General features: G+C 50.5%; 20 protein-coding genes and 1 other RNA gene. 12 read left to right on the top strand and 9 right to left on the bottom strand.

Annotated elements, in window-relative coordinates:
• Positions 1–25 precede the first annotated feature (25 nt).
• The 4 genes from ACR0QV_RS00360 to ACR0QV_RS00345 all read right to left on the bottom strand — a co-directional run bounded on the left by ACR0QV_RS00360 (position 26) and on the right by ACR0QV_RS00345 (position 5,069).
• On the bottom strand, positions 26–646 hold the full coding sequence (locus ACR0QV_RS00360; RefSeq protein ID WP_432634048.1) for a thiamine diphosphokinase: 621 nt from the start codon (positions 644–646) through the stop codon (positions 26–28).
• A complete protein-coding gene (locus ACR0QV_RS00355) occupies positions 624–2,051 on the bottom strand; it encodes a sodium:solute symporter family protein (RefSeq protein ID WP_432634047.1) in 1,428 nt (475 codons plus the stop codon). The genes ACR0QV_RS00360 and ACR0QV_RS00355 overlap by 23 nt, the downstream gene beginning before the upstream one ends.
• A gap of 43 nt (positions 2,052–2,094) precedes the next feature.
• Positions 2,095–3,489, bottom strand: a complete 1,395-nt coding sequence (locus ACR0QV_RS00350; protein WP_432634046.1) for a YfcC family protein — start codon at positions 3,487–3,489, stop codon at positions 2,095–2,097.
• A gap of 113 nt (positions 3,490–3,602) precedes the next feature.
• Complete coding sequence (locus ACR0QV_RS00345; RefSeq protein WP_428052572.1) at positions 3,603–5,069, bottom strand: YfcC family protein; 1,467 nt, start codon at positions 5,067–5,069, stop codon at positions 3,603–3,605.
• A 130-nt stretch (positions 5,070–5,199) separates the two neighbouring features.
• On the opposite strand from ACR0QV_RS00345, the gene rsmI reads away from it, so the two are divergent.
• From rsmI to ACR0QV_RS00330, 3 genes are read left to right on the top strand one after another with little or no spacing between them, the layout of a single operon-like run.
• Positions 5,200–5,907 carry a 16S rRNA (cytidine(1402)-2'-O)-methyltransferase gene (gene rsmI, locus ACR0QV_RS00340; protein ID WP_432634045.1) on the top strand — a complete coding sequence of 236 codons (708 nt, stop codon included), beginning with the start codon at positions 5,200–5,202 and terminating at the stop codon, positions 5,905–5,907.
• Positions 5,885–6,523, top strand: a complete 639-nt coding sequence (locus ACR0QV_RS00335) for an L-threonylcarbamoyladenylate synthase (RefSeq protein WP_432634044.1) — start codon at positions 5,885–5,887, stop codon at positions 6,521–6,523. The genes rsmI and ACR0QV_RS00335 overlap by 23 nt, the downstream gene beginning before the upstream one ends.
• A 9-nt stretch (positions 6,524–6,532) precedes the next feature.
• Positions 6,533–7,525: a sensor histidine kinase gene (locus ACR0QV_RS00330; RefSeq protein ID WP_432634043.1), complete on the top strand. Its 993-nt coding sequence runs from the start codon at positions 6,533–6,535 to the stop codon at positions 7,523–7,525.
• A gap of 68 nt (positions 7,526–7,593) precedes the next feature.
• Here ACR0QV_RS00330 and ACR0QV_RS00325 read toward each other — a convergent pair whose 3' ends face one another.
• The 3 genes from ACR0QV_RS00325 to ACR0QV_RS00315 all read right to left on the bottom strand — a co-directional run bounded on the left by ACR0QV_RS00325 (position 7,594) and on the right by ACR0QV_RS00315 (position 10,038).
• Complete coding sequence (locus ACR0QV_RS00325) at positions 7,594–8,976, bottom strand: response regulator (RefSeq protein WP_432634042.1); 1,383 nt, start codon at positions 8,974–8,976, stop codon at positions 7,594–7,596.
• Between the two features lie 117 nt (positions 8,977–9,093).
• An RNA gene (rnpB, locus tag ACR0QV_RS00320) (RNase P RNA component class A) lies at positions 9,094–9,436 on the bottom strand.
• A gap of 20 nt (positions 9,437–9,456) precedes the next feature.
• Positions 9,457–10,038 (bottom strand): ribonuclease HI family protein, encoded by a 582-nt coding sequence (locus tag ACR0QV_RS00315; protein WP_432634041.1) that lies wholly within the window; start codon positions 10,036–10,038, stop codon positions 9,457–9,459.
• Between the two features lie 94 nt (positions 10,039–10,132).
• Between ACR0QV_RS00315 and ACR0QV_RS00310 the strand changes: the two genes are divergently transcribed.
• Positions 10,133–11,362 carry a dicarboxylate/amino acid:cation symporter gene (locus ACR0QV_RS00310; protein WP_428052561.1) on the top strand — a complete coding sequence of 410 codons (1,230 nt, stop codon included), beginning with the start codon at positions 10,133–10,135 and terminating at the stop codon, positions 11,360–11,362.
• Positions 11,363–11,444: 82 nt separating this feature from the next.
• Here ACR0QV_RS00310 and gdhA read toward each other — a convergent pair whose 3' ends face one another.
• Positions 11,445–12,794 carry an NADP-specific glutamate dehydrogenase gene (gene gdhA / locus ACR0QV_RS00305; RefSeq protein ID WP_432634040.1) on the bottom strand — a complete coding sequence of 450 codons (1,350 nt, stop codon included), beginning with the start codon at positions 12,792–12,794 and terminating at the stop codon, positions 11,445–11,447.
• Between the two features lie 106 nt (positions 12,795–12,900).
• On the opposite strand from gdhA, the gene ACR0QV_RS00300 reads away from it, so the two are divergent.
• The 8 genes from ACR0QV_RS00300 (at position 12,901) to ACR0QV_RS00265 (ending at position 21,192) form a co-directional block, all read left to right on the top strand.
• Positions 12,901–13,281, top strand: coding sequence for a metal-dependent transcriptional regulator (locus tag ACR0QV_RS00300; RefSeq protein WP_432634039.1), 381 nt, complete (start codon positions 12,901–12,903; stop codon positions 13,279–13,281).
• 72 nt (positions 13,282–13,353) lie between these two features.
• The gene (ileS, locus tag ACR0QV_RS00295) at positions 13,354–16,173 is read left to right on the top strand and encodes an isoleucine--tRNA ligase (RefSeq protein WP_432634038.1); all 2,820 of its coding nucleotides are present in this window, start codon (positions 13,354–13,356) and stop codon (positions 16,171–16,173) included.
• Positions 16,166–16,654, top strand: coding sequence for a signal peptidase II (gene lspA / locus ACR0QV_RS00290; protein WP_432634037.1), 489 nt, complete (start codon positions 16,166–16,168; stop codon positions 16,652–16,654). The genes ileS and lspA overlap by 8 nt, the downstream gene beginning before the upstream one ends.
• Positions 16,651–17,634, top strand: coding sequence for a tetratricopeptide repeat protein (locus ACR0QV_RS00285; protein ID WP_428060198.1), 984 nt, complete (start codon positions 16,651–16,653; stop codon positions 17,632–17,634). The genes lspA and ACR0QV_RS00285 overlap by 4 nt, the downstream gene beginning before the upstream one ends.
• Positions 17,635–17,637: 3 nt before the next feature.
• Positions 17,638–19,587, top strand: a complete 1,950-nt coding sequence (locus ACR0QV_RS00280) for a heavy metal translocating P-type ATPase (protein WP_432634036.1) — start codon at positions 17,638–17,640, stop codon at positions 19,585–19,587.
• Positions 19,584–20,000, top strand: coding sequence for a preQ(1) synthase (gene queF / locus ACR0QV_RS00275; protein ID WP_428052545.1), 417 nt, complete (start codon positions 19,584–19,586; stop codon positions 19,998–20,000). The genes ACR0QV_RS00280 and queF overlap by 4 nt, the downstream gene beginning before the upstream one ends.
• Positions 19,990–20,712, top strand: a complete 723-nt coding sequence (locus tag ACR0QV_RS00270) for a hypothetical protein (protein WP_432634035.1) — start codon at positions 19,990–19,992, stop codon at positions 20,710–20,712. The genes queF and ACR0QV_RS00270 overlap by 11 nt, the downstream gene beginning before the upstream one ends.
• Positions 20,713–20,742: 30 nt before the next feature.
• On the top strand, positions 20,743–21,192 hold the full coding sequence (locus ACR0QV_RS00265; RefSeq protein ID WP_432634034.1) for a hypothetical protein: 450 nt from the start codon (positions 20,743–20,745) through the stop codon (positions 21,190–21,192).
• A 61-nt stretch (positions 21,193–21,253) separates the two neighbouring features.
• Here ACR0QV_RS00265 and ACR0QV_RS00260 read toward each other — a convergent pair whose 3' ends face one another.
• Positions 21,254–21,517: an HU family DNA-binding protein gene (locus ACR0QV_RS00260; RefSeq protein WP_177748310.1), complete on the bottom strand. Its 264-nt coding sequence runs from the start codon at positions 21,515–21,517 to the stop codon at positions 21,254–21,256.
• Positions 21,518–21,541: the final 24 nt, after the last annotated feature.

The following is a 21,541-nucleotide window of genomic DNA, read 5'->3' as shown; positions in this document are numbered from 1 at the left end:
AAACGCGCGCTTGTGAGCGCGTTTTTTAATCCTCTATGTAGAGCAGTAAAAAGCCCTTATCAAAGGTTATTTCTATTTCCGGCAGTTGGGCTACATTGCTTAATGTTTGGCCCGTCCGCCCCAAGGATAAATTGGCGTGTTCCAGGGGGTAAGTAAGCCCTTTCAAGGTAACATTTTGGCAGTCGGCCGCCGGGATGAGGCTCACACGCGCACCCGGGCGGACCGCTTTTTTAACGGAGTGCGTAAGCGGCCAAATCTTCCAGCCCTTGCCCGCTACGCAAATATCCATTTTATCCAAATACGGGTAAACCGATAAAAAATTTCCGAACGTAAAATCCCACCGCCCGCCGACAAAGCCCGTAAGGGTACATTGCGTGCAACCGTGGGCGGACAGGTAATCAAGCGCTTTTTCCAAATCTGTGTTGTTTTGGTTATTTACAAAAATTAATTTTTCCGCCGGAACCAAACTTTTGGCTTGGGGGGAAACGGAATCCAAATCCCCGATAATTACGTCTGGGCGGACCCCGGCAGACAGGGCACGGTCGGCCCCGCCGTCAGCGGCCAAAATTAAATCGGCCTGCTGTGCGAGGTTTTGTAAAAAGGCGGCTTGTTGGGTTTCCCCGTTACCGATAAGTAATACGCGCAAGGGGTGTTCCTCCTCTCTGGCGGAAAATCAGCAGGATAATAAGCCCCGTCAAAATCCCGATGTAAAACGGGTCCAAGGCTTCCAAAACTTCGTGCTTGGGGATAAAACGCCAAGCCGTCATCGCGGCCGCGCTCGTCAGCGAGGACGCTACAAACAAACGGTCGCTAATCCGGCCCGGATACAAATATCCCATTAAAATAGGTACGAGTAAGCAGGCGGAAAAATATGACCCCAGCACGAGCCAAATTTCCTTAAAACTGCCGTGGAAAATATGCGCCATAAAAATAGCCAAGGCCCCCACTAAAAAAATAGCCACGCGGTTAGATAGCACAATATTTTTAACGCGGAAGCGCAACAGGTCAAAACTTAACGTATTGGATGCGATGAATAAAAAGGAGTTTAACGTGGAAAGGATAATAGACAAAATCCCGGCCACAAAAAAGCCCTTTAAGCCAACGGGCAGTAATTGGATAGCGTAAAAGAAATACGCCTGCCCCGGCTCTGCCTGCGGCAAAACGGCCCGCGCATATAACGAACCCGCCGTGGTGCATAAGTCAAAGCAAAACCAAATAAAGGTGGAAATCAAAATACCCTTTTTAACGATTTGCGGATTTTTGGCGGCAAAGCACCGCTGGTAAAAACTGGGGTCAATGAGCGTAGAAAGCGCAATAAAGCCCCAAATCAGTGTATTGAGCCACGAATTGCCCCCGGTAAGCGTAAAGTGCGAGGCGGGCAAATTGGCCTTTAAAAAGGAAAGCCCGCCAAAGGTCCCTACGGAAAAAAGCACCACCAGCAGTACCGCACTGCACATTACAAAAAATTGTACCAAGTCGGAAAACACCACCGAGCGGAACCCGCCCCACGCGCTGTAAAGCCCCGTAAAAAGTGTCCCCAATACCATACCGGGCAATACGCCAATGCCAAACACCATATGCAGAAACATCCCCAAACTAAGCACATACGCCACCGGGGTAATGTAAAAAAAGGTAAACACCGCGGCCACCTTGGCGGATTTGGGGCCGAACATTTGGCCCGTTAAATCGGGCAGGGTAACGGATTTAAAGCGGGCGATTTTATCGGTAATAAAAAAGGCGAAAATTAAGTAGGAAATATACCAAAAGGCCCCTTGCGTAACAAAGTTATAAATGCCGTAGTTAAACGTAATTTCGTTCACACCGAAGATGCCGCCGTACCAAGTGGCAACCAAGGTAGCCACAAACAGCGGGAGCGTAAGTTGCCGCCCCATTAACAAGTAGTCTAATGCGCCGGTGGGTTTATCCGCCTGCTTTTTATTTAGGCGGCGTATGCCATATACGGCGGCGGCCACGGTGGCGGCCAGCACAACAAAAAAGACCGTCCAGTCCAGCCAGTGAAAATAAGAAATGGTTTTGAGTTCGTTTAACATATTTTAAAAAGCCCCTTGGCGGGCCAAGGGGCTTATTGTCATTTTACCAAATATAGTAGGCGGGTATCAGTAGGAGCATAGAGAGTACAATCAAAATAATCTCTAATTTCATAAACCACTTTACCCACGCCGGATAGGAAATCCCGGCTAAGGCCAACGCGCCCATTGTAACGGGGGCGGTAGGGATAATCGGGTTGCCCCAGCCTTCCCCAAACTGGTAGGCCAAAATGACCGTTTGGCGCGATACATTGACCAGGTCGCCCAGCGGCACCATAATCGGCATTGTCAGCACCGCTTGGCCGGAGCCGGAAGCGATAAAGAAGTTTAGCACCGTTTGGATGACAAACATCGCTTGCGAGGCCATAATCGGGTGCAGGCTACCCACGCTTTGGGTCATAAGGTGCAGGAACGTATCCAAAATGTGCCCGTTGGTGGCTACAATTACGATAGAGCGCGCCAAGGCCATTAAAATACATACGCCCATCATAGATTTGGCGCCGTCAATAATAGCGTCGGTCGTTTGGTCCAGCGTCAGTTTGCCAAAGTATGCGCTGGCGATAGATACGCCCAAAAACACCGCGGCAATTTCAATCATATACCATTGGTAGCGGATAACGCCGTAGAACAAAATGCCCATACCGATAATGAACGAAGCAATTACCAGTTTGTGCGCGCGGGTTAAGCGGAAGGATTCGTCCACCACCACGTCGTTGATGATTTTCAGTTCGGCGCGTTTTTCCAAGTCCATTTTATAGGTTAAACTCTTGGTGGGGTTTTTGCGCACGCGTTCGCCGTACCAGGTAAAGAACCCCGCCACCACGGACGTGAAGATAAACCAAATCAGCAGGCGGTATTGCCAGCCGGAATACATCGGCAGTTGGGCAATGGTTTGCGCGATACCGACGGTGAACGGGTTTACAAACGCAGACGAAAACCCGGTAAACGCGCCGATGAACGGGATAGACATACCGACGACGGTGTCATATCCCAAGGATAGCGCGAGCGGAATAAAGATAGGGATAAAAATAAGCGTTTCTTCTTCCATACCGAACAAGGCTCCGCATAGCGAAAACAGAAACATACATACGGGTATGAACAGTTTCTTGTAACGGGGCTTGTTGGAAAAGAACAGACTGACCTTTTTAATCATCGTATTGATAGCGCCCGTGCGTTCAATAATCGTAAACAACGCACCCACTACCAAAATAAACGCGATGATTTCCGCGCATTGGGTGAACCCTTCCACCGGGGCGGCTAATACGTCGCCTACGCCTTGGGGGTTGCGGTCCACTTGGTGGTAGGAGCCGGCCACCGCATAGGTGCGGCCGTCCTGTTCCAAGCGGTCATATTGGCCGGAGGGGACAATCCAAGTCAGCGCGGCCACGAACAGCATAATGGAGAACACCAAAAAATAGGTGTTACACAGCATTTTTTTCATTTACTTTTGTTTTCCTCTTTTTAGGTACGGCATTTTTTTAATAAAAAACGCCCCGCCGGCTCAAACAAGGATTTTTATATAAGAATCCAAAAATTGCGGCGGGACGTAAAAAATTATTGCCACTTCATAAAATACGGCGGCACTAACAGCAAGAACGACAGCAAATACATCACAATTAATAAAGGCAGCATCCATTTGAGCCATTTCGGGTACGCAATACGCGCAAACCCGATAGCCGCAATGGTTACGGGGTCCGTCGGGATGACCATATTCATCCAACTGCCGCCCAACTGGAAGGCGAGCACCATCGTTTGGCGCGTAATGCCAATGAGGTCGGCCAACGGGGCCAAAATCGGCATTGTCAGCACGGCCTTGCCACTGCCCGAGGGGATAAAGAAGTCAATCACCGTTTGCAACATCATCGCCGCCCACGAGGCACACACCGGGTGCAAATGTTTGATAGCGGCGGACATCCAGTTAAGCATTGTGTCCAAAATATGCCCGTTGTTGGCGATAATCACAATCGCCTGCGCAAAGCACAAAAGCATTGCAATTTCCGCCATACCGCGCACGCCGTCAAAGAACGCGTCGGTAAATTTCTGCATATTCATTTTGCCTAAAAATCCGCACAAAAAGCCCACGCCCAAGAACAAGGCGGCAATTTCGGTAATGTACCAGCCTTCGGCTTCCAAGTGCAGGATTTCCATTAAATCTACGCCCCACATCCCTTTAATCATTTCGCAGATTTGGGGTTTTAACACGCCGATAACCAGCCCCACCATCCCCAGGCCAAAGGCCAAGAGCACCCATTTTTGGCGGCGGGTCATTTTGGTTTCTTCTTTATTGAGTTTTAACTCTTTGCGTTTTTCAATATCAAATTCGTAAGTTAAACTTTTGGTCGGGTCCTTGCGGATTTTGCGCGCATACACGCTTAACCAACTGATAACCACCGTGGTGCAGATAATCCAAATGGTAAAGCGGTAACCAATGCCGGAATACAGCGGCACTTGGGCAATCCCCTGCGCGATACCCACGGTAAACGGGTTGGTAAACGCCGCCGCAAAGCCTACGCCCGCGCCGATAAACGGAATTGCGGTGCCGAGGGCGGAGTCATAGCCCAAGGAAAGGGCCAGGGGGATAAAAATCGGGATAAAGATAAGGGCTTCTTCGCACATACCAAACGTCGCCCCGCACAGCGAAAACACAATAATCCCAAGCGGAATAAACAAAAAGCGCAGTTTCGGTTTGCGTTGGAAAAATCCGCTGGCGGCCTGAATCCCGGCGGCAATGGCGCCCGTTTTTTCCACCACGGAAAGTACCCCGCCGATAACAAGCAGAAATACAATTACCTCTGCCGTGTTGGAAAAGCCTTTAATGGGGGCCTTTAACACGTCAAACAAACCTTGCGGGTTGGCCGGCACCGCGTGATACGTTCCGGCTACGACGACCTGGCGGCCGTCCACGTCCATTTTGTCATAGGCGCCGCTGGGCACAATCCAGGTCAGCGCGGCCACCACTGCTACGATAGATAAAATAATAGCGAAGGTGTTGAGTTTAATTTTGGACAGAATTTTAGACATTTCCTTCCGTTTTCCCTCTGTTTATGTGAATTAAATAACAAAGATATATTTTACTAAATACGCATTGCGCGTGGTACATTTATTTTTGTAATTTTCCGCTTGCCCCTTCTTTTTTATATACTTTTACTATATGCTCTATATCGTCCCTACACCTATTGGCAATTTGCAGGATATTACCCTGCGCGCATTGGAAACGCTCAAAACCGCCGACGCCGTTTTGTGCGAAGATACGCGCCGCACCCAAATTTTGCTTTCCCATTTTGGCATTTCTAAACCGCTTTACCGCTATAACGAAAATGACGATCGCTCCGTCGCGCGCTGTTTGGAAGCGTTAAAAAGCGGCAAAACGTGTGCGTTGGTGTCCGACTGCGGAACGCCGTGCATTTCGGACCCGGGGTGGAAACTCGTCAAAGAAGCCGTAAAGAACAACATAAAGGTTTCTTCCTTGCCGGGGCCCAGCGCGGTGGCGTGTGCCTTGGCCGGGGCGGGCATTACGGGCGGAGCATTTACCTTTTTGGGCTTTTTGCCGCGCAAACCGGGCAAGGCCGCTAAACTGATTGCGGCGGCGTATAGCCAAAACCACCCGGTGGTATTGTATGAATCCCCGTACCGCGTGGTTAAAATGTTGGAACTGATTGCCAAAATTTTGGGGGGAGAAACGCCCGTTATCTTGGCGCGGGAACTATCCAAGGTGTATGAAGAGTGGATAAGGGGCACGGCGGCCTCGCTGGCGGCGGAATTAGCCAAAAAGAGCAAGGTGCAGGGAGAGTTTGTAATGATTATTGACCGCCCGGCCGAAGCGGAGGAGGAACCCGATGAGCAAGACCCGTATTTTTAAAGTAAGCGAAATGACGGAACCCGATATTTTGTCCGCCGCGCACGCGCTGGACGAAGGGGCTGTGGCCGTGGTTCCTACCGATACGGTTTATGGTATTGGCACGGGCGCGTTTTGCGAAGATTCCATTTTGCGCATTTACCAAATCAAAGAACGCCCCGCCACAAGTCCGCTCCAAATTTTGACGGGCTCTATGGCGCAGGCCAAGGCCGTGGCGGAATTTTCTGCCGTTGCAGAACGCTTGGCACAAGCCTATTGGCCGGGGGCGATTACCATTATTTTGCCGCCAACCGCCAAGGGCAAAAGCCTTACGCGCGGTTTTAAGGGGCTGGGGGTGCGCGTGCCGGGCAATCCGTTTTTAGTGGATGTGTTATCCCGTATGGCGCACCCGATGGCCTGCACCAGCGCCAACCTGCACGGACAACCCGTACTGACGGACGAAGAAACCATTTTAAAGACGTTTGACGGTAAGGCGGACTATATCTTCTTGGGCGGACAGTTGTCGCCCACGGCTTCCAGCGTGGTGGACTTAACGGAAAAACCCCTGCTGCTGCGCGAGGGGGGCGTATCCCGCGCCGATTTGGAAAAAACCTTGGGCCAACCCTTTACGGTAAAATAGGAGAACGAGATGACTTTTTGGCAGATTATCGCTTCGTATTCGTTGTTGGTGGCGTCGTTGTTGTCGCTGCTTACTTATTGGCTGACGCGCAAGTTTGTGCTCAAAAAAATGAAACGCACCATTATGAAGGCCGAGCACAACTACCAGCAGCAAATCGCCACGCTGCAAATGCAACTCTCCGGCAAGGTAAACGTGCTGGAACATATGGTGGAAAAGTTGCGTTTGTCTAACCAGGAACTCAACCGCCTAAACGAAATCCGCGCTAAATTTATGTCTATCGTGGCGCACGACTTGCGCCAGCCGCTTTCCTCTATTCAGGGCTTTACCTCCGTGTTGATGATGGACAGCCCGCAGGGCACGGGCGGTACGAACGAGCAAATCGCCTTAAACAACATTTTAAAAGCCACGGACAATATGAATATGCTTATGGCGGACTTAATGGATATTTCTATGATTGAGTCCGGGCGGTTTAAAATGGATATGCGTCCGTTTAACTTTAACGCGCTTTTAAACGACGTCATCACCTTGCAGTCCGTAAACGCCCAAAAGCGGGGTATTTTCCTGCAAAAGTGCGAATATCCTGCCGAGGTAACCGTAGAGGCGGACCGCTTCCGTATTTCGCAGGTGATTAATAATTTAATCGGTAACGCGCTTAAATTTTCGCCCCAAGGCGGGCGCGTGGAAGCGCGGTATTATGTATCCAACGGGTGGCTGACGTTTAAAGTAATTGATAACGGTCCCGGTATTTTGCACAGCGAAAAGAGCAAAATCTTTCAAAAGTTCCACCAGTCCGAAAACGACCGCACGCTTAAAAAGCAGGGCTGGGGATTAGGCTTATCCATTGCGCAGGAAATTGTAAACGCGCACGGGGGCGAAATCGGCGTGGAAAGCGCGGGCTTGGGGCAAGGTTCCGTCTTTTGGTTTACAATTCCGCAAACCCTGTCAAATGCGCCTAAAAAAGAGAGTGCTCTGGCCGGAAACACTAAAAAGGCCGCTAACTAACTCTGAAAAAATAGAACATAAAAAATCCCCCGGTTGTTAGCCGGGGGTTTTTTAACTGTACTGCTAAATTATCTTATCCAATTATGCAGACCCTTGTAATAATAGTAGTTTTTGAGGGCGCGCAAAACTTCAATGTATCCATACGCCCCTTCGTTTACGTTGTTGTTATACCACAAGTAGCCGTCCATCCCGTGGGTAAACAGGTCTTTTTCGCCGGCTTCGCCACGGTCGTATTTGCTCATTGCAATCACGGGGACGTGGGCATCTTTTAGGCGCAGGTCCTTCATCATCGCTTTACCGCCGTTGGGAACCAGTAAGTCCGTGATGACCAAGTCATATTGGGTGTATTTCATAGAATCTAAGAAATCAAGCCCGTTTTTAAAGGTATCTACCGTGGCACCTTCGCCCAGATAGCCCTTTTCGGCCCAGCCCTTAAAGTTGACCAGCGGCAAGGTGTCGTCGTTGATAATGGCGATGCGCAGACCCGCCGGAATCTGTTTTAAGAGTTCCGTCCGTTCAAGGGCGGCATTTTCTTGCGTGATGGGCGGATTTTGCTGGCGCATACGCACATAGGCGTAGGAATCCATTTCTTCCAAATCGTCCGGGTCCAAAATCATCGTACTGGCTTGCGGCAGTACATAGTCCGAACCGTCCGGGTTCATTAAGTCAAATTCCTTATGGTCAAACTTGCGGAAATCCCCGCGCGGCATTACGGTTTGCGTGCGGATGTGGCCCGCGAGCAAGGGGTTAAAGCCTTCATAAGCCGTGGCCCAGTATTCGTCTTGCATCGCGAGGAACGGGTCATCCGGCAAGTCTGCTCTTAAATTGCGGATAGCCATTAGCGTGTTATACATTGCGGTACTTAAAGCATTTTTTTCTTGCATATTCGGCACACGCCCTTCCCCAGGCAGAGAAGCATAGGTAAAGAAAGCGGTAACGGCCTGTTTGTTATTGTCAATTAGGGTAAGTACCTTTTGATAGCGCTGCTGCATATAGCGCATTGTTTCGTCCGGCACAGCGTGGCGCAAATAGGCAGAAATATTAGCCGATTGTTCCTTGGGGGTTTTTACAGAAATGTTTTGCAATTCCTCGCGCACCACGCGATAGCGTTCGCGTTCTTTGCCGTAAATAAGCACCGAATCCAAACTGGGCATAACGGGAATTTTGGGGTTTAAGGCCGTTGCTTTGGGCGCTTTGGTAGAGGGAACATAATTAAGCGCCTGAGACGGATAAACCGAGTGTTTGGCAGAAGGGGTTACCCCTTTTGCGGCAGCGGACAATTTTGCGGTGGATTTTAGCGTGTTATTTATGGTTTTATTTACACTTTTAGTAACGGCGGTATCCACCTTGGCTACGGTGCCAGGTTTAATTTTTTGCGCAACGGCATTTTGCACGGGCCAAGCGGCCGCGGCAATGAGTACAAAAGAAAAAAGTTGTTTGGTGTTTAGCATAAATTCTCCTTTGATACTTCTAGTATAATAGTTTTTAAACTGAAAAAACAGAGCCAAAGGGCCTATATTTTATCTAGGCCCTATACATAAAAAATCCGCGCTTCCTGGTTGAAAACGCGGATAAGCAACCGATACCCCGGATTCTGTCAGCCTTTGCAGGCTGTGATAACCATTACTCTTGGCGGCCTACTTGGTCTCGAACGCGGGCCGCGTGTGGACCGGTTTGGCCTTGCTCCGTGCGGGGTTTGCCGTGCCGCGTTTATTGCTAAACGCGCGGTGCGCTCTTACCGCACCATTTCACCCTTACCCTTGCGGGCGGTTTGTTTTCTGCTGTACTTTCCGTCCAGCGGGGTGATATAGCCCCGCCGTCCCGCCTTTTCAAGCGGCGCACTGCCCTATGGAGTCCGGAAGTTCCTCCCCCAAACCGAAATTGGCCGGGAGCGGTTATCTGGGTTGCCCAAAATATTGTAGCAAAATTAATTAAAACCCGCCGAATAAATCCATTTGTTCGGGGGCCGTTTTTTTAATCTTTTTAGCGGCGGGCTTTTTTTCTTCCCGCACGACAGGGGTTACCTCTACGCCGTTTACCACATTGTCTTTGGCTTGCGGGGCGGCAAAGATTTCGTCGTCCGTGGGCAACTGTTTAATGGGGTTATAGCCCACCGATTGTTTAGCGTCCATTGCCTTGTTGGCCAGCGCGTCGGGCGCTTTATTTAAATGGCGCAAAACGTGCTTGATATGCACGGTAAACTGCGCGGCCAGGCGGCGGATGACCAGCATACGGGCGGCCAAATCGGGGTTTTTAATCTTGTATTCGCCCAAGTATTGCTTTACTAAAAGTAACGAGTCCGAAATGATAAAAAGTTCCGTGGCGCCCAGTTCTGCGGCTTTTATAAGCGCGAGTTTCAAAGCGGTGTATTCCGCCTGGTTGTTGGTACAATGGGGCATAAAATGCCCTTCTTGCGCTAAAATTTTGCCGTCCATTGCGCAAATCACATAGGCCGAGGCTCCCGGCCCGGGGTTTCCGCGGCTGCCGCCGTCAATATTGATTTTTACTTGCATATCCACATTTTACCAAATGGGCGCGCGCGGATAAAATAGTACCGTTAGTGGGTTCAAATTCGTATAATAGAAATGTTGTGCCAAAAGAATATATATGATTAAATTCAGAAAAAGAAAATTACACCTCAAATTAAAATGGGGTTTACTGCCGGGCGTGATTTGCGCCATTGCGGCGGGTATTGCGTGCGGACTCTTCTTCCCGGAGTGGCTGGTGCGCGTGTCGCTAACCTTTAACGGTTTGTTTGGCAACTTTTTGGGCTTTATTATCCCGCTGCTTATTGTGGGGTTGGTGGCCCCGGGCATTGCGGAATTGGGCCGCAGTGCAGGGAAACTTTTGTTTATTACCGCCGCGCTTGCCTATGGGTTTACGTTGGCTTCGGGCTTTTTCAGTTACGGCATTTCCGAATTAACCTTTCCTTATCTCTTGGACGCAACGGCCAAAACCACGCAGTTTGCCGCCAGCGCGGAATTAAAGCCGTATTTCACAGTAGCGATGCCGCCTTTAATGGACGTAATGACCGCACTTGTACTGGCGTTTACGCTGGGGCTCGGGATGGCGGTTATTCAGGGCAGCCGCTTAAAGGGCGTAATGCTGGATTTGCGCGATATTATTGACCGCGTGATTGCACGCGTGATTATCCCGCTGCTACCGTATTACATTTTCGGCATTTTTCTAAATATGACGGTCGCCGGGCAGGTTGTCTCGGTGCTGGGCGTATTTGCCAAAATCATCGTGCTTATTTTTGCGATTACGGCCGTGATGTTGGTATTGCAATTTACGCTGGCAGGTTTGATTGCGCGCCAAAATCCGTTTAAAATGCTTAAAACGATGTTGGTGGCGTATATGACGGCGCTCGGCACGCAGTCCTCCGCGGCTACGATTCCCGTAACGCTCAAACAGACCATCAAAATCGGCGTGCGTGAAGAGGTGGCCGGCTTTGTAGTGCCGCTGTGCGCAACGATTCACCTTTCCGGCAGTACGATGAAGATTGTGGCCTGCGCGCTGGCGATTGTGTTTATGAGCGGGATGAATATGCCCTTTGAACAGTTCGCCGGATTTATTTGTATGCTGGGCGTAACAATGGTGGCGGCTCCCGGGGTGCCGGGCGGGGCCATTATGGCGGCGTTGGGTATTTTGCAAAGTATGCTGGGCTTTGGCGAAGCGGAACTCGGCCTGATGATTGCGCTTTATATTGCAATGGACTCTTTCGGTACGGCCTGCAACGTAACCGGGGACGGGTCTATTGCGGTGATTGTGAATAAGATTTATTCCCGCCGCGCACCCCAACCGCAGCAGCCGGCGGCAAGCGCGCCAAGTAATTAATGGGTAGTTGTACTATTTAGAAATCCGGGTTTCCGCTATTAAGCAGAAACCCGGATTTTTAACACTAAAAACATCAAGCAACTTACACTAATCCTTGGTCTATCATTGCGTCGGCTACTTTTTTAAAGCCCGCAATGTTTGCACCCGCCATATAGTTGCCTGTTAAACCGTATTCCGCGGCTGAGGCCAGGCAACTGGTGTGGATGTTGGACATAATGCGCTGTAAGTATTTGTCCACTTCTTCGCGCGTCCAATACACGCGCATACTATTTTGCGTCATTTCCAGGCCGGAAACCGCAACGCCGCCCGCGTTGGACGCTTTGCCGGGGGAGTATAAAATGCCCGCCGCCTGAAAGGCCGCAATCGCTTCCGGCGTGCAGGGCATATTGGAGCCCTCGCATACGCATTTGCACCCGTTTTGAAGGAGCGTTTTAGCATCGGCTTCGTTCAGTTCGTTTTCGCACGCGGTGGGGCAGGCTACATCGCACGGAATATCCCACGTTTTTTTGCCCGGGCGGAACTGGGCGGTTTTGAATTTTTGGGCATATTCCTTTAAACTGCCGCGGCGTACAAAGACTAAATCCTTTAAGAACGCCAGCCTTTCTTCATCCACGCCGTGCCCGTCATAAATACTGCCGTCATAATCCATAAAGCCGACGACTTTTCCGCCTAACTGTGTTAATTTTTCTATGGCGTAAATGCCCACATTGCCCGCGCCGGAAACAATGCAAGTTTTGCCCTTTAAACTATCCCCGCGCGTGGCCAGCATTTCCTGCGTAAAATACGCTACGCCGTAGCCCGTGGCCTCGGGGCGCAAAAGGCTTCCGCCCCAGTTGGGCTTTTTGCCCGTAAACGCGCCCGTAAAATCGTTGGTTAATTTTTTGTATTGGCCGAACATATAGCCGATTTCGCGCGCCCCGCAACCCAAGTCGCCCGCCGGGATATCGGTGTGATAGCCGATGTGGTGGTACAGTTCGTTAATAAACGAGTGGCAAAAGCGCATTACCTCGCTGTCGGACTTGCCGCGCGTGTCAAAATCGCTTCCGCCTTTGCCGCCACCCAAGGGGAGCGTGGTTAAACTGTTTTTGAAGACTTGTTCAAACCCTAAAAATTTCAGCACGTCCTGCGTAACCGTGGCGTGGAAGCGCATACCGCCCTTATACGGGCCCAAGGCGCTGTTGTATTGCACGCGGAAGCCGCGGTTGACGTGGATTTCGCCCTTGTCGTCCTGCCACGGCACACGGAAGATAATGGTGCGCTCCGGCTCTACAATGCGTTCCAAAATGCGTTCTTTGATGTACAGGGGTTTCTGTTCCAGTACGGGCTTTAAGGTGCTGACAACTTCAAACACCGCCTGGTGAAAAACCTTTTGGGCGGGGTCCTTTTTGGTTTGTGCTTCCATAAATCCGGCAATATAACTGTTGGTGTCCATAAACGCTCCTTGGAGGGGGATACTCCCATATAAGCAAATCTACCGGGCAAAAGCAAGAGGATAAAAATATGTTAAGATATACACAAATGTCCTACGGGGGAAAAATATGAAATTAACGTCTAATATGGAAGATTATTTAGAGGCTGTTTCGCTCTGTGCTAACGAGGAAGGCATTGCGCGCGTGAGCGATATCCGCGATATGTTGGGCGTAAAAACCCCCAGCGTTACGGGGGCGGTGAAAGCCCTTGCGGAAGCAGGCTATATGGTTCACCAGCCTTATAAAGGCATTGAACTGACGGCCAAGGGCCGCCGGGCGGCGGAGGACGTGAAAAAACGCCACGCCATTTTGAGCCGCTTCTTAACGCAAGTGTTGGGCGTAACGCCCAAAACGGCCGATATTGACGCCTGCAAAATGGAGCATACTATCAGCCGCGAAACGCTTGAAAAACTGCACGATTATTTGCACCGGCAAACGGGCGAAAATTAGCGTACGGGGCGTTTTCTTTTCCTTAAATTTTCTATAATATAAATATCCTTATATATTGGAGTGAATTTTTCAATGGCAAAAAATAAGTATTCCCATACCGTTTTGTTACCTAAAACGGACTTTCCGATGCGTGCCGGTTTGGCGCAAAAAGAACCCAAAATTTTGGACTTTTGGAAATCTATCCATTTGTACGAAGCAATGCTCAAAAAGAACGAGGCCGGCAGACACTTTGTCTTGCACGACGGCCCGCCCTATGCCAACGGGAAAATTCACATCGGCCACGCGCTTGATAAAACCATTAAGGATATTATTTTAAAAAGCCGCGCTATGTCCGGCTGCTACACGCCGTATGTGCCGGGGTGGGACTGCCACGGTCTGCCGATTGAACAGGCGCTTTTAAAGGAATTAAAACAAGATAAAAAGCACATTACCGATGTGCCCGCCTTCCGCAAAAAAGCGCGCGCCTTTGCGGCCAAATTTATTGATATCCAACGCCAGGGCTTCAAACGCTTGGGCGTGCAGGGCGATTGGGATAACCCGTATTTGACGATGTCCCCGCGCTACGAGGGCATTACGATTGGCGTGTTCTTGGATTTGATTGAAAAGGGCTACGTCTATAAAGGCCAAAAAACGATTACCTGGTGCTCCCATTGCGAAACTGCCCTCGCCGATGCGGAAACCGAATATAAGGATGTTAAATCCTCGTCTATCTATTTGCGCTTTAAACTGGCCAACCCCAATAAAGAAGTGTTGGGCAATTTGAATTACGAAAAGCCGATTAGCCTGGTTATTTGGACCACCACGCCGTGGACGATTCCGTCCAATATGGCGGCGGCGGTTTCCAATACCGAAGATTATGTAATCTTGCAGGATTCCAATACGCAGGAATACTACATTTTGGCTGAAAAATTGGCGGAAGAATTTTTAAAGGTGTCCGGCTTGGATTGCACACAAGCGGGCAAAGTGCCCGGTGCCAATTTGGTGGGGATGAAATATTTCCACCCGCTTACGCACAAGGAAAACCCGATTATTTGGACCGACTTTGTAACGATGGATACGGGTACGGGTATCGTGCATATCGCGCCCGGCCACGGCGAGGACGACTTCCGCGCCGGAAAACAATGGGGCTTGGAAACCTTCTGCCCCGTGGACGAAAAGGGGTGCTATACCAAGGATGCAGGTATTTTTGAAGGGATGCACGTCTTTGAAGCCAACCCGTTAATGGTTAAAAAATTGGACGAAATCGGCGCGCTTATTAAAGAGCAGGAAATTACGCACAGTTATCCGCATTGCTGGCGCTGCCACAACCCGATTATCTTCCGCGCCACGGAACAATGGTTTATGAGCATTGACAAGGACGGTCTGCGCCAGAAATTAATGGACAACCTCTCCAACGTCAAATTCTACCCCGCCGGCGGCGAGGAACGTATGCGCTCTATGATTGGCCTGCGCCCGGATTGGTGCTTGTCCCGCCAGCGCTTCTGGGGTACGCCCGTAACAATTTTGTATTGCAAAAAATGCGGCAAAGCCCAAATCAACCACGACTTGTTTGCGTTTATCAAAAAGCGCGCAATGGCCGAAGGTTCCGATTTTTGGTTTACCGACCCGGTGGAAAAATTAATGCCGGAAGGGTATCATTGCGATTGCGGATGCCACGAATTTAGAAAGGAAACCGACATCTTGGATGTGTGGTTGGATTCCGGCGTATCTTGGGCGGCGGTGTTAAAGGACCGCGGCTTGGATTTCCCGGCGGACGTGTATTCCGAAGGGTCCGACCAGCACCGCGGCTGGTTCCAAAGTTCTTATATTCCGTCCTTCACGCTGGAAGGCACCGCCCCGTTTAAAACCATTTTGACGCACGGTATGGTGCTGGACCAGCAGGGCCGCCCGATGCACAAATCCTTGGGCAACAGCGTGGACCCCGAAGACGTAATTAACAAATACGGCGCGGACATCTTGCGTCTGTGGGTGTCGTTTGCCGATTACCAAGGCGATGTGCGCATTTCGGACGAAATTTTGGGTGGGCCGATTGATACCTACCGCAAAATCCGCAACACGGTGCGCTATGCACTGGGCAACCTATCCGATTACGACCCGGCCTTGCACAAGGTGCCGGGCAAAGATTTAGCCGAAATGGACCGCTATATGTTGGGCCGCTTGGACGCGTTAATCCAAGAAGTCCACGCCGGGTACGAGGAATTTAACTTCCGCCGTGCAATGCGCGCCATTACGGATTTCTGTATTTTGGATTTGTCTTCCTTTATGTTGGACGCGTCCAAGGACCGCTTATATACGCTTGGGGCTTCGTCTCCGGCGCGCCGCAGTGCGCAAACCGTACTGGCGGAAATTGCGGTAACTTTGTTGCAATTAATGGCGCCGGTGCTTTCCTTTACGGCCGAAGAAGCCTGGCAGGAACTGCGCAAAACCGCCTTGGGACGCGACTTGCCGCAGAGCATTTTCCTTTCCAATATGCCGGCGAACGCTTCGCTGATTCCGGATGTAAAACTGGAAGAAAAGTGGAACAAAATCCGCCGCGTGCGCGAAACCGTGCAAAAGGTGCTGGAAGATGCCCGCCAAAAGGGCGTGATTGGCTCCTCTTTGGAAGCCAAGGTAATCTTCAAAACGTCTAAGCCGGAAATGAAGGCGTTCTTGCAGGAAACCAAGGACTTGTGGCCGGAAATTGCCATTGTGTCCGCGGTGGAAATTGCAGACGGCGAGGACGAACTGACGGTCTCTTGCGAACACGCCGCCGGACATAAATGCGCCCGCTGCTGGCAATGGAAGGAAGACGTTGGTTCCAATGCCCAATATGCCGACTTGTGCGCCCGTTGTGCCGGCGTGCTGGAAAAAGAGCATATCTGCGTGGACAGCGAGGAAAAAGTAGGTGCGTAAGGGGCTTAAAGCCGCCCTTACTTGGTGCAGGCAGAACAAAGCGGTGCTGTGGAGCGCGGCCGGGATTTTATTCTTGGACCGTCTGACCAAGGTGCTGGCCTTGCGCCTGCTGATTGAAAAACCTTTGGAACTGTGCCCGTTTTTCCACTTACGGTATGTGGAAAATACGGGCGCGGCCTTTGGTATGATGCAAAACGGCAACTTTGCGTTAATTTTTGTAATGCTGGCTGTGATTGCATACATTGTATTTAGTTGGAAGGACCTAACGGAGCACGGGAAACTCGTCAAATGGGGGGCTGTCTTCATTTTGGCGGGTGCGCTGGGCAATCTTTATGATAGAATAACGTTAGGCTTTGTAGTGGACTTTTTGGATTTTCGGGTTTGGCCCGTGTTTAACGTGGCGGACTCTTTCATTACCATTGGGGCGTGCTTGTTTGTATTATCCTTATTTTTTCACGCACCCAAACGGGAGGCTAAATGAAGAAAGTATGTATCGTTTTGGCGGCCTTGCTATTGGCCGCGGCTTGCAGCAGCGACACGCGTTTATTTAAAGAAGCCCAACTGGCTACTTCTAAGGGAAATTTCACGCAGGCTATCCAACTCTATACCCGCCTACTAAAACAAAATCCCGAAAACGCCGCCGCCTTGGCCAACAGAGGCCTGTTGTGGGAGCGTTTGCCCGTCAAAAACGCGCAGGAACGCGCCAAGAACCGTTCGTTTGCCGAGCGGGATTATTTAAAATCCATAGAGGTAAACCCCAACTTGCCCGAAACGTATAACAACTTGGGTGCCCTTTATGTGGATACGGGGCGCAATATGGACGCCGCCTTCTATTTAACCGAAGCCTTGGCCCGCAATCCGCGCTATTTTACGGCGTATATGAACCGCGCGTTGGCGTATTACCGCTTGGGCCGCACCTCTTCCGCGCTCGCCGATTTTAACAGCGCGTTTAAACTCCGCCAAGATGAACCCCTCTTGTTCTTAAACCGCGGACTTACGTATTTTGCTATGGGGCAATATGAATCGGCGGTGGACGATTATACCTATATGATGTCCTTGGACCCCGATAACGCCCGCCCGTACTTGGAACGCGCCCGCGCGTTTATCAAAATGGGATATCCCGCCAATGCGTATGCCGATTTGGAAGAAGCCGTAACCATTAAGCCTACTTATGCGCTGGCCTATTATTATATGGGCGATTTGATGTACCGCAAGGGCGAAAAGGATTACGCCTTGGGCCTTTTGGTAAAAGCCAAAGAACTGGCCAGCCAGTATGTGCCAACATATGATTTAATGGGCGATATGCTGGCGGTAGAGGACCCCATTGCCGCGACGGCCAACTATATGGTTGCCAAAAAGTTGGACCCGGCCAATGCGGCCAAATACGATGCCAAAATTCAAATGATGCGCACCGAACAAGGGCGCGAAAGAGTGTTGGCGGCGCGGTTCTTCCCGCGGTAAGGTATGAGCGTGCTACTGCGTAAGTCTTCCCGCCCGGTTTCGGCGGCGCTTTCGGTGCCGTCCAAGGCTTACACATACCGTTTTTTCTTATCCGCCTGCTTTTTAGTGCTTATTTTGTTTTCGCTCACGTTCCGCCACGCGGACGTGGGCATTTTTATTTTGTGTTTGATGAACTATCTGTTTTGCGCGGACGTATTTTTACGCACCGCACTAAAAGATATTTGGGAAGGGCGGATTTCTTGGGCGGTTTTGGCGGCGGTTTGCACCACTGCCGGGCTGTTGTATTCGGCGTTAAACGTATTTTTAACGGTTCCGCTTTTGGGCCCGGTGCCGGATTTGTACTTATATACCTCGCTTTTTATCACATTATCCTTATGGGCGGAACGCCGCTTGGTAAAGGAAAAGGAACGCTCCCGCGTGTTTGTTAAAAAACTGGACGATTTTTTGCCCAAATCGGGCCGCTTGTGCGTGGGGCGCACTTTCAAAAAAGTCTTTGCGGGGGAACTAAAAAAAGGCGACCTGATTTTTGTAAAACCCGGAGAACGCTTGCCCGCGGACGGCATTGTCAAACAAGGCAAAACCTCCATTGACGAGCAATTAATTACGGGCAATATGTTGCCCACGTCCAAAAATGTGGGTAGCCGCGTGTTTGCGGGCACGCTCAATAAATCGGCGGAAATTTATGTAGAAGTTACCGAGGTTTTAGCCGCTTCCGCGTTAATGAGCGTGGTGTCCGCCATAAAAAAGAGCGAACTGGCGCGCAGCGGTTTTAAAAGCGCGCTGGACGGCTTTGCCTGCTGGGTGTTGCCGCTTGTCGTACTGTTGGCGGCGGGGGCTTATGCGTCCGTACTTTATACAAAAGGCACCAGCGAGTGGTTTTTGTATTTAGGGGTTTTACTTTTTGTGCTGGCGGTTGCCAGCCCGGCCGCGCTGGTGTTTGCGGCGGTTTCCCCGGCGTTTTTTGCCCGCAGCGGCGCGCGCACGAAAAAAATCAAATTGCAAAATATTTATGCCTTGGACGAAATTGTCCGCGCCGATACCGTGTTTTTTGATAAAACGGGCACGCTTACTTATGGGGAATTGCGCGTGTCGGGCATTTATCCGGCTAAAAAAGTTTCCCAGCGCCAGTTGTTGGAAACGGTCGCTACCGCCGAGCAACTGGTGGACGGTCCGTTTGCCGATGCCGTAACCGTGTGTGCCAAGGAGCACAAAGCCGCGCCCAAGCCGCTTTTGTGCTTTGACGTTCTGCCCGGCCTGGGCGTATCGGCCACCAGCGGCGAGGATAAAATTTTGGCAGGCCGGACCCAATGGTTAGAGGAGCAAAACATTAAAACGGCGGCCAAAATCGCCCGCGCGGACGAAGCCGTCATTTGCGTAGCCAAAAACGGCAAATATATGGGCTATTTAACGCTGGCCGATGAACTGCGCCCGGGAGCCAAAGAACTCGTTTCTTTCTTAAAATCACTTGGCAAAGAGGTTATTTTGGTATCCGGGGATAATGAATCGTCCGTTGCCACTATTGCCAAAGAGGCGGGCATTGAAAAAGTAAACGCCAATGTACTGCCCAAAACCAAGGCGGAAATTATCTCCAACTTGCGCGCCTTGGGCAAGCGCGTGCTGATGGTGGGGGACGGTTTTAACGATATTATTGCCTTACTGCGGGCCGATGCGGGGGTGGTTTATGCGTCGGGCCGCAACGTATATAACAACTGGGTGGATGTACTAATTAAAAGCCGGGACTTGTACCCGGTGGCTTATTTATTTAAAATAAATAAGAAGTTGCACCGGATTATAGCGGTTAATGTATTGCTTGCCGTGCTGATTACGTTTGCAGGCTGTGCGGGGCTGGTGTGGTTTATGCCCCAAGCCGGGTGGACGTGGATTGTCGGCGGCGCGTTGGCCGTGGCCGGGCTCGTCTTTTTAAATTCAACAAGGATGCTTAACATAAAATGACACATACTAACGATATTGACTTTGGTTACACTACTGCACACGCCCGCAAAAATGCGGATGCTGTTTTGCCGGAAATCCAATGCTGGCCCAACCAGTATAAGCGCGATTACGACATTAAAATTGAATTGCCGGAATTTACTTCTGTCTGCCCCAAAACGGGTTTGCCGGACTTTGGCGTAATTACGATTGAATATATCCCGGACGAACTGTGCCTGGAACTTAAATCTCTTAAATATTATTTGTTGGAATACCGCGATATGGGTATTTTTATGGAAAACACGGCCAATAAAATTTTGGACGATGTGGTAAAGGCCTGCAAACCGAAAAAAGCCACCGTTACCGGCGTGTTTACGCCCCGCGGCGGCCTGCGCTCCGTAATTACGGCGCACTACGAGAAGAAAAATGAAAAATAAACGCAATATCCATTTGGCTTGCGCGTTTGTGCTGGTGTTTTTGGCCGGCGTGGCGTGTATGCGCGTGTGGGATTCCTTCCGTATGCCGGAGCCGGAGTTAGCCGAGGTGCCGGATAGCAGTTCGCTACTCTTGGTCAACTTGGCGGACCCCACCGGGCCTGCTGACTTACCGGGCGAGGACGAGCCCCCGCAGGACTATAAGGACGCTTCCACTGTGCCCAGCCATTTGCCCAATATCAAAATGCAAGGCGTGGAAAAAATCACCTTTCTGCCCGCAAATAACCAGCAGGAAGAGGAAGAAAACACGCCAAAAACGCCCAAATCGCCCGTTAATTTGGGTTCGGCGGACCACATAGCCCCCAACGCTACCACTCCCCAGCAAATGCCGGAGGAGGAGAGCAAGATCTCTATGATTAGCGTGCCAGTACAGGTGCGCGTTATCAAAACGCCGGACGAATACAAGGCCTTTAAGCGCGTGGCGCGCGGCAAATACCCGCAGGCCAACTTCGCCAAGGATAACATTATTACGTTGGAATCCACGGGGAATTGGCCAGATAAGGTGTTTGAAATCCAAGATGTGGTGGAGCAAGACGGCAAAATGGTAGTGCTGTACCGCGTGAATATTTTTGGTATGGACAAAAAGACCAATACCCACAGCGTGGTGCGCGTAGCCAAGCGGAACTTGCCCGTAGAACTCAAACAAGTTTTATAAACTGACCGGGTCATAAGGTAACCTTTTAATATGCAAAAATTCCTTCAAAAAAAATGGGTGCAAATCCTTATCGGCCTGGTCAGTTGGATTATTTTAGTTTGGATTTGCTGGCGGTGGGGGCTTTTGCTGTTAAAACTCCCCGGGCGTTTGTACTTTTGGCTGTGGCGCAGTATGCTGGGCGGGCAAATGTCCTTGTGGGTTTTTCTTCCCGCCGCCATAGGCGTATGGCTGGTTTGGTTTATATGTTTCTTCTTACCCGTGCCCATTTTGCGCGCCTTGCCCGTTCGGGCGGCTGAGGTGGCCGGTTGTGTGCTGGCGGTTTTGGTCGGGCTTGTAGGGGTAGCCGCGCTTGTCTATCCGTGGACGGTATCTCCCTATGTTTGGCAAACGGTTGTGGCGCGGATTTTGTGGACTTGGTGCGTTTGCTGTGGCACCACTTGGGCTATTTTAATGTTGGTGTTGGGCGGAACCCAAAGATAGTGGATTTTGTTACAAAAAAATCCCCCGGCTATAAAACCGGGGACTTTTTATATTAGGAAAACTATTTCTTTAAAATGTTTTCGGAAGGTTTAAAGCGCACCTTTTCCTTAGCGGGTACTTGCACCTTGTCGCCCGTTTTGGGGTTGCGGCGGGTAACGGGGCGGGCGGTTTTTAAGTGGAAGGAGCCAAAATTGCTGATAACCACTTTTCCGTCGCGCTTTAAGCCGTGTTTAATAATTTCAAATACTTTATCCACGGACATTTTGGCTTGCTTTTTGTCCAAAACGTGCCGGGTGAGATGTCTGATAACGTCGTCCTTATTCATATCCTGTCCTGTCTTTCGCCGGGC

Origin of the sequence: Candidatus Avelusimicrobium sp., assembly GCF_050873505.1 — a bacterium.
Taxonomy (GTDB): Bacteria; Elusimicrobiota; Elusimicrobia; order Elusimicrobiales; family Elusimicrobiaceae; genus Avelusimicrobium.
The sequence above is the reverse complement of the archived record's forward strand: the minus strand, read 5'-3'. Positions and strand labels throughout refer to the sequence as shown.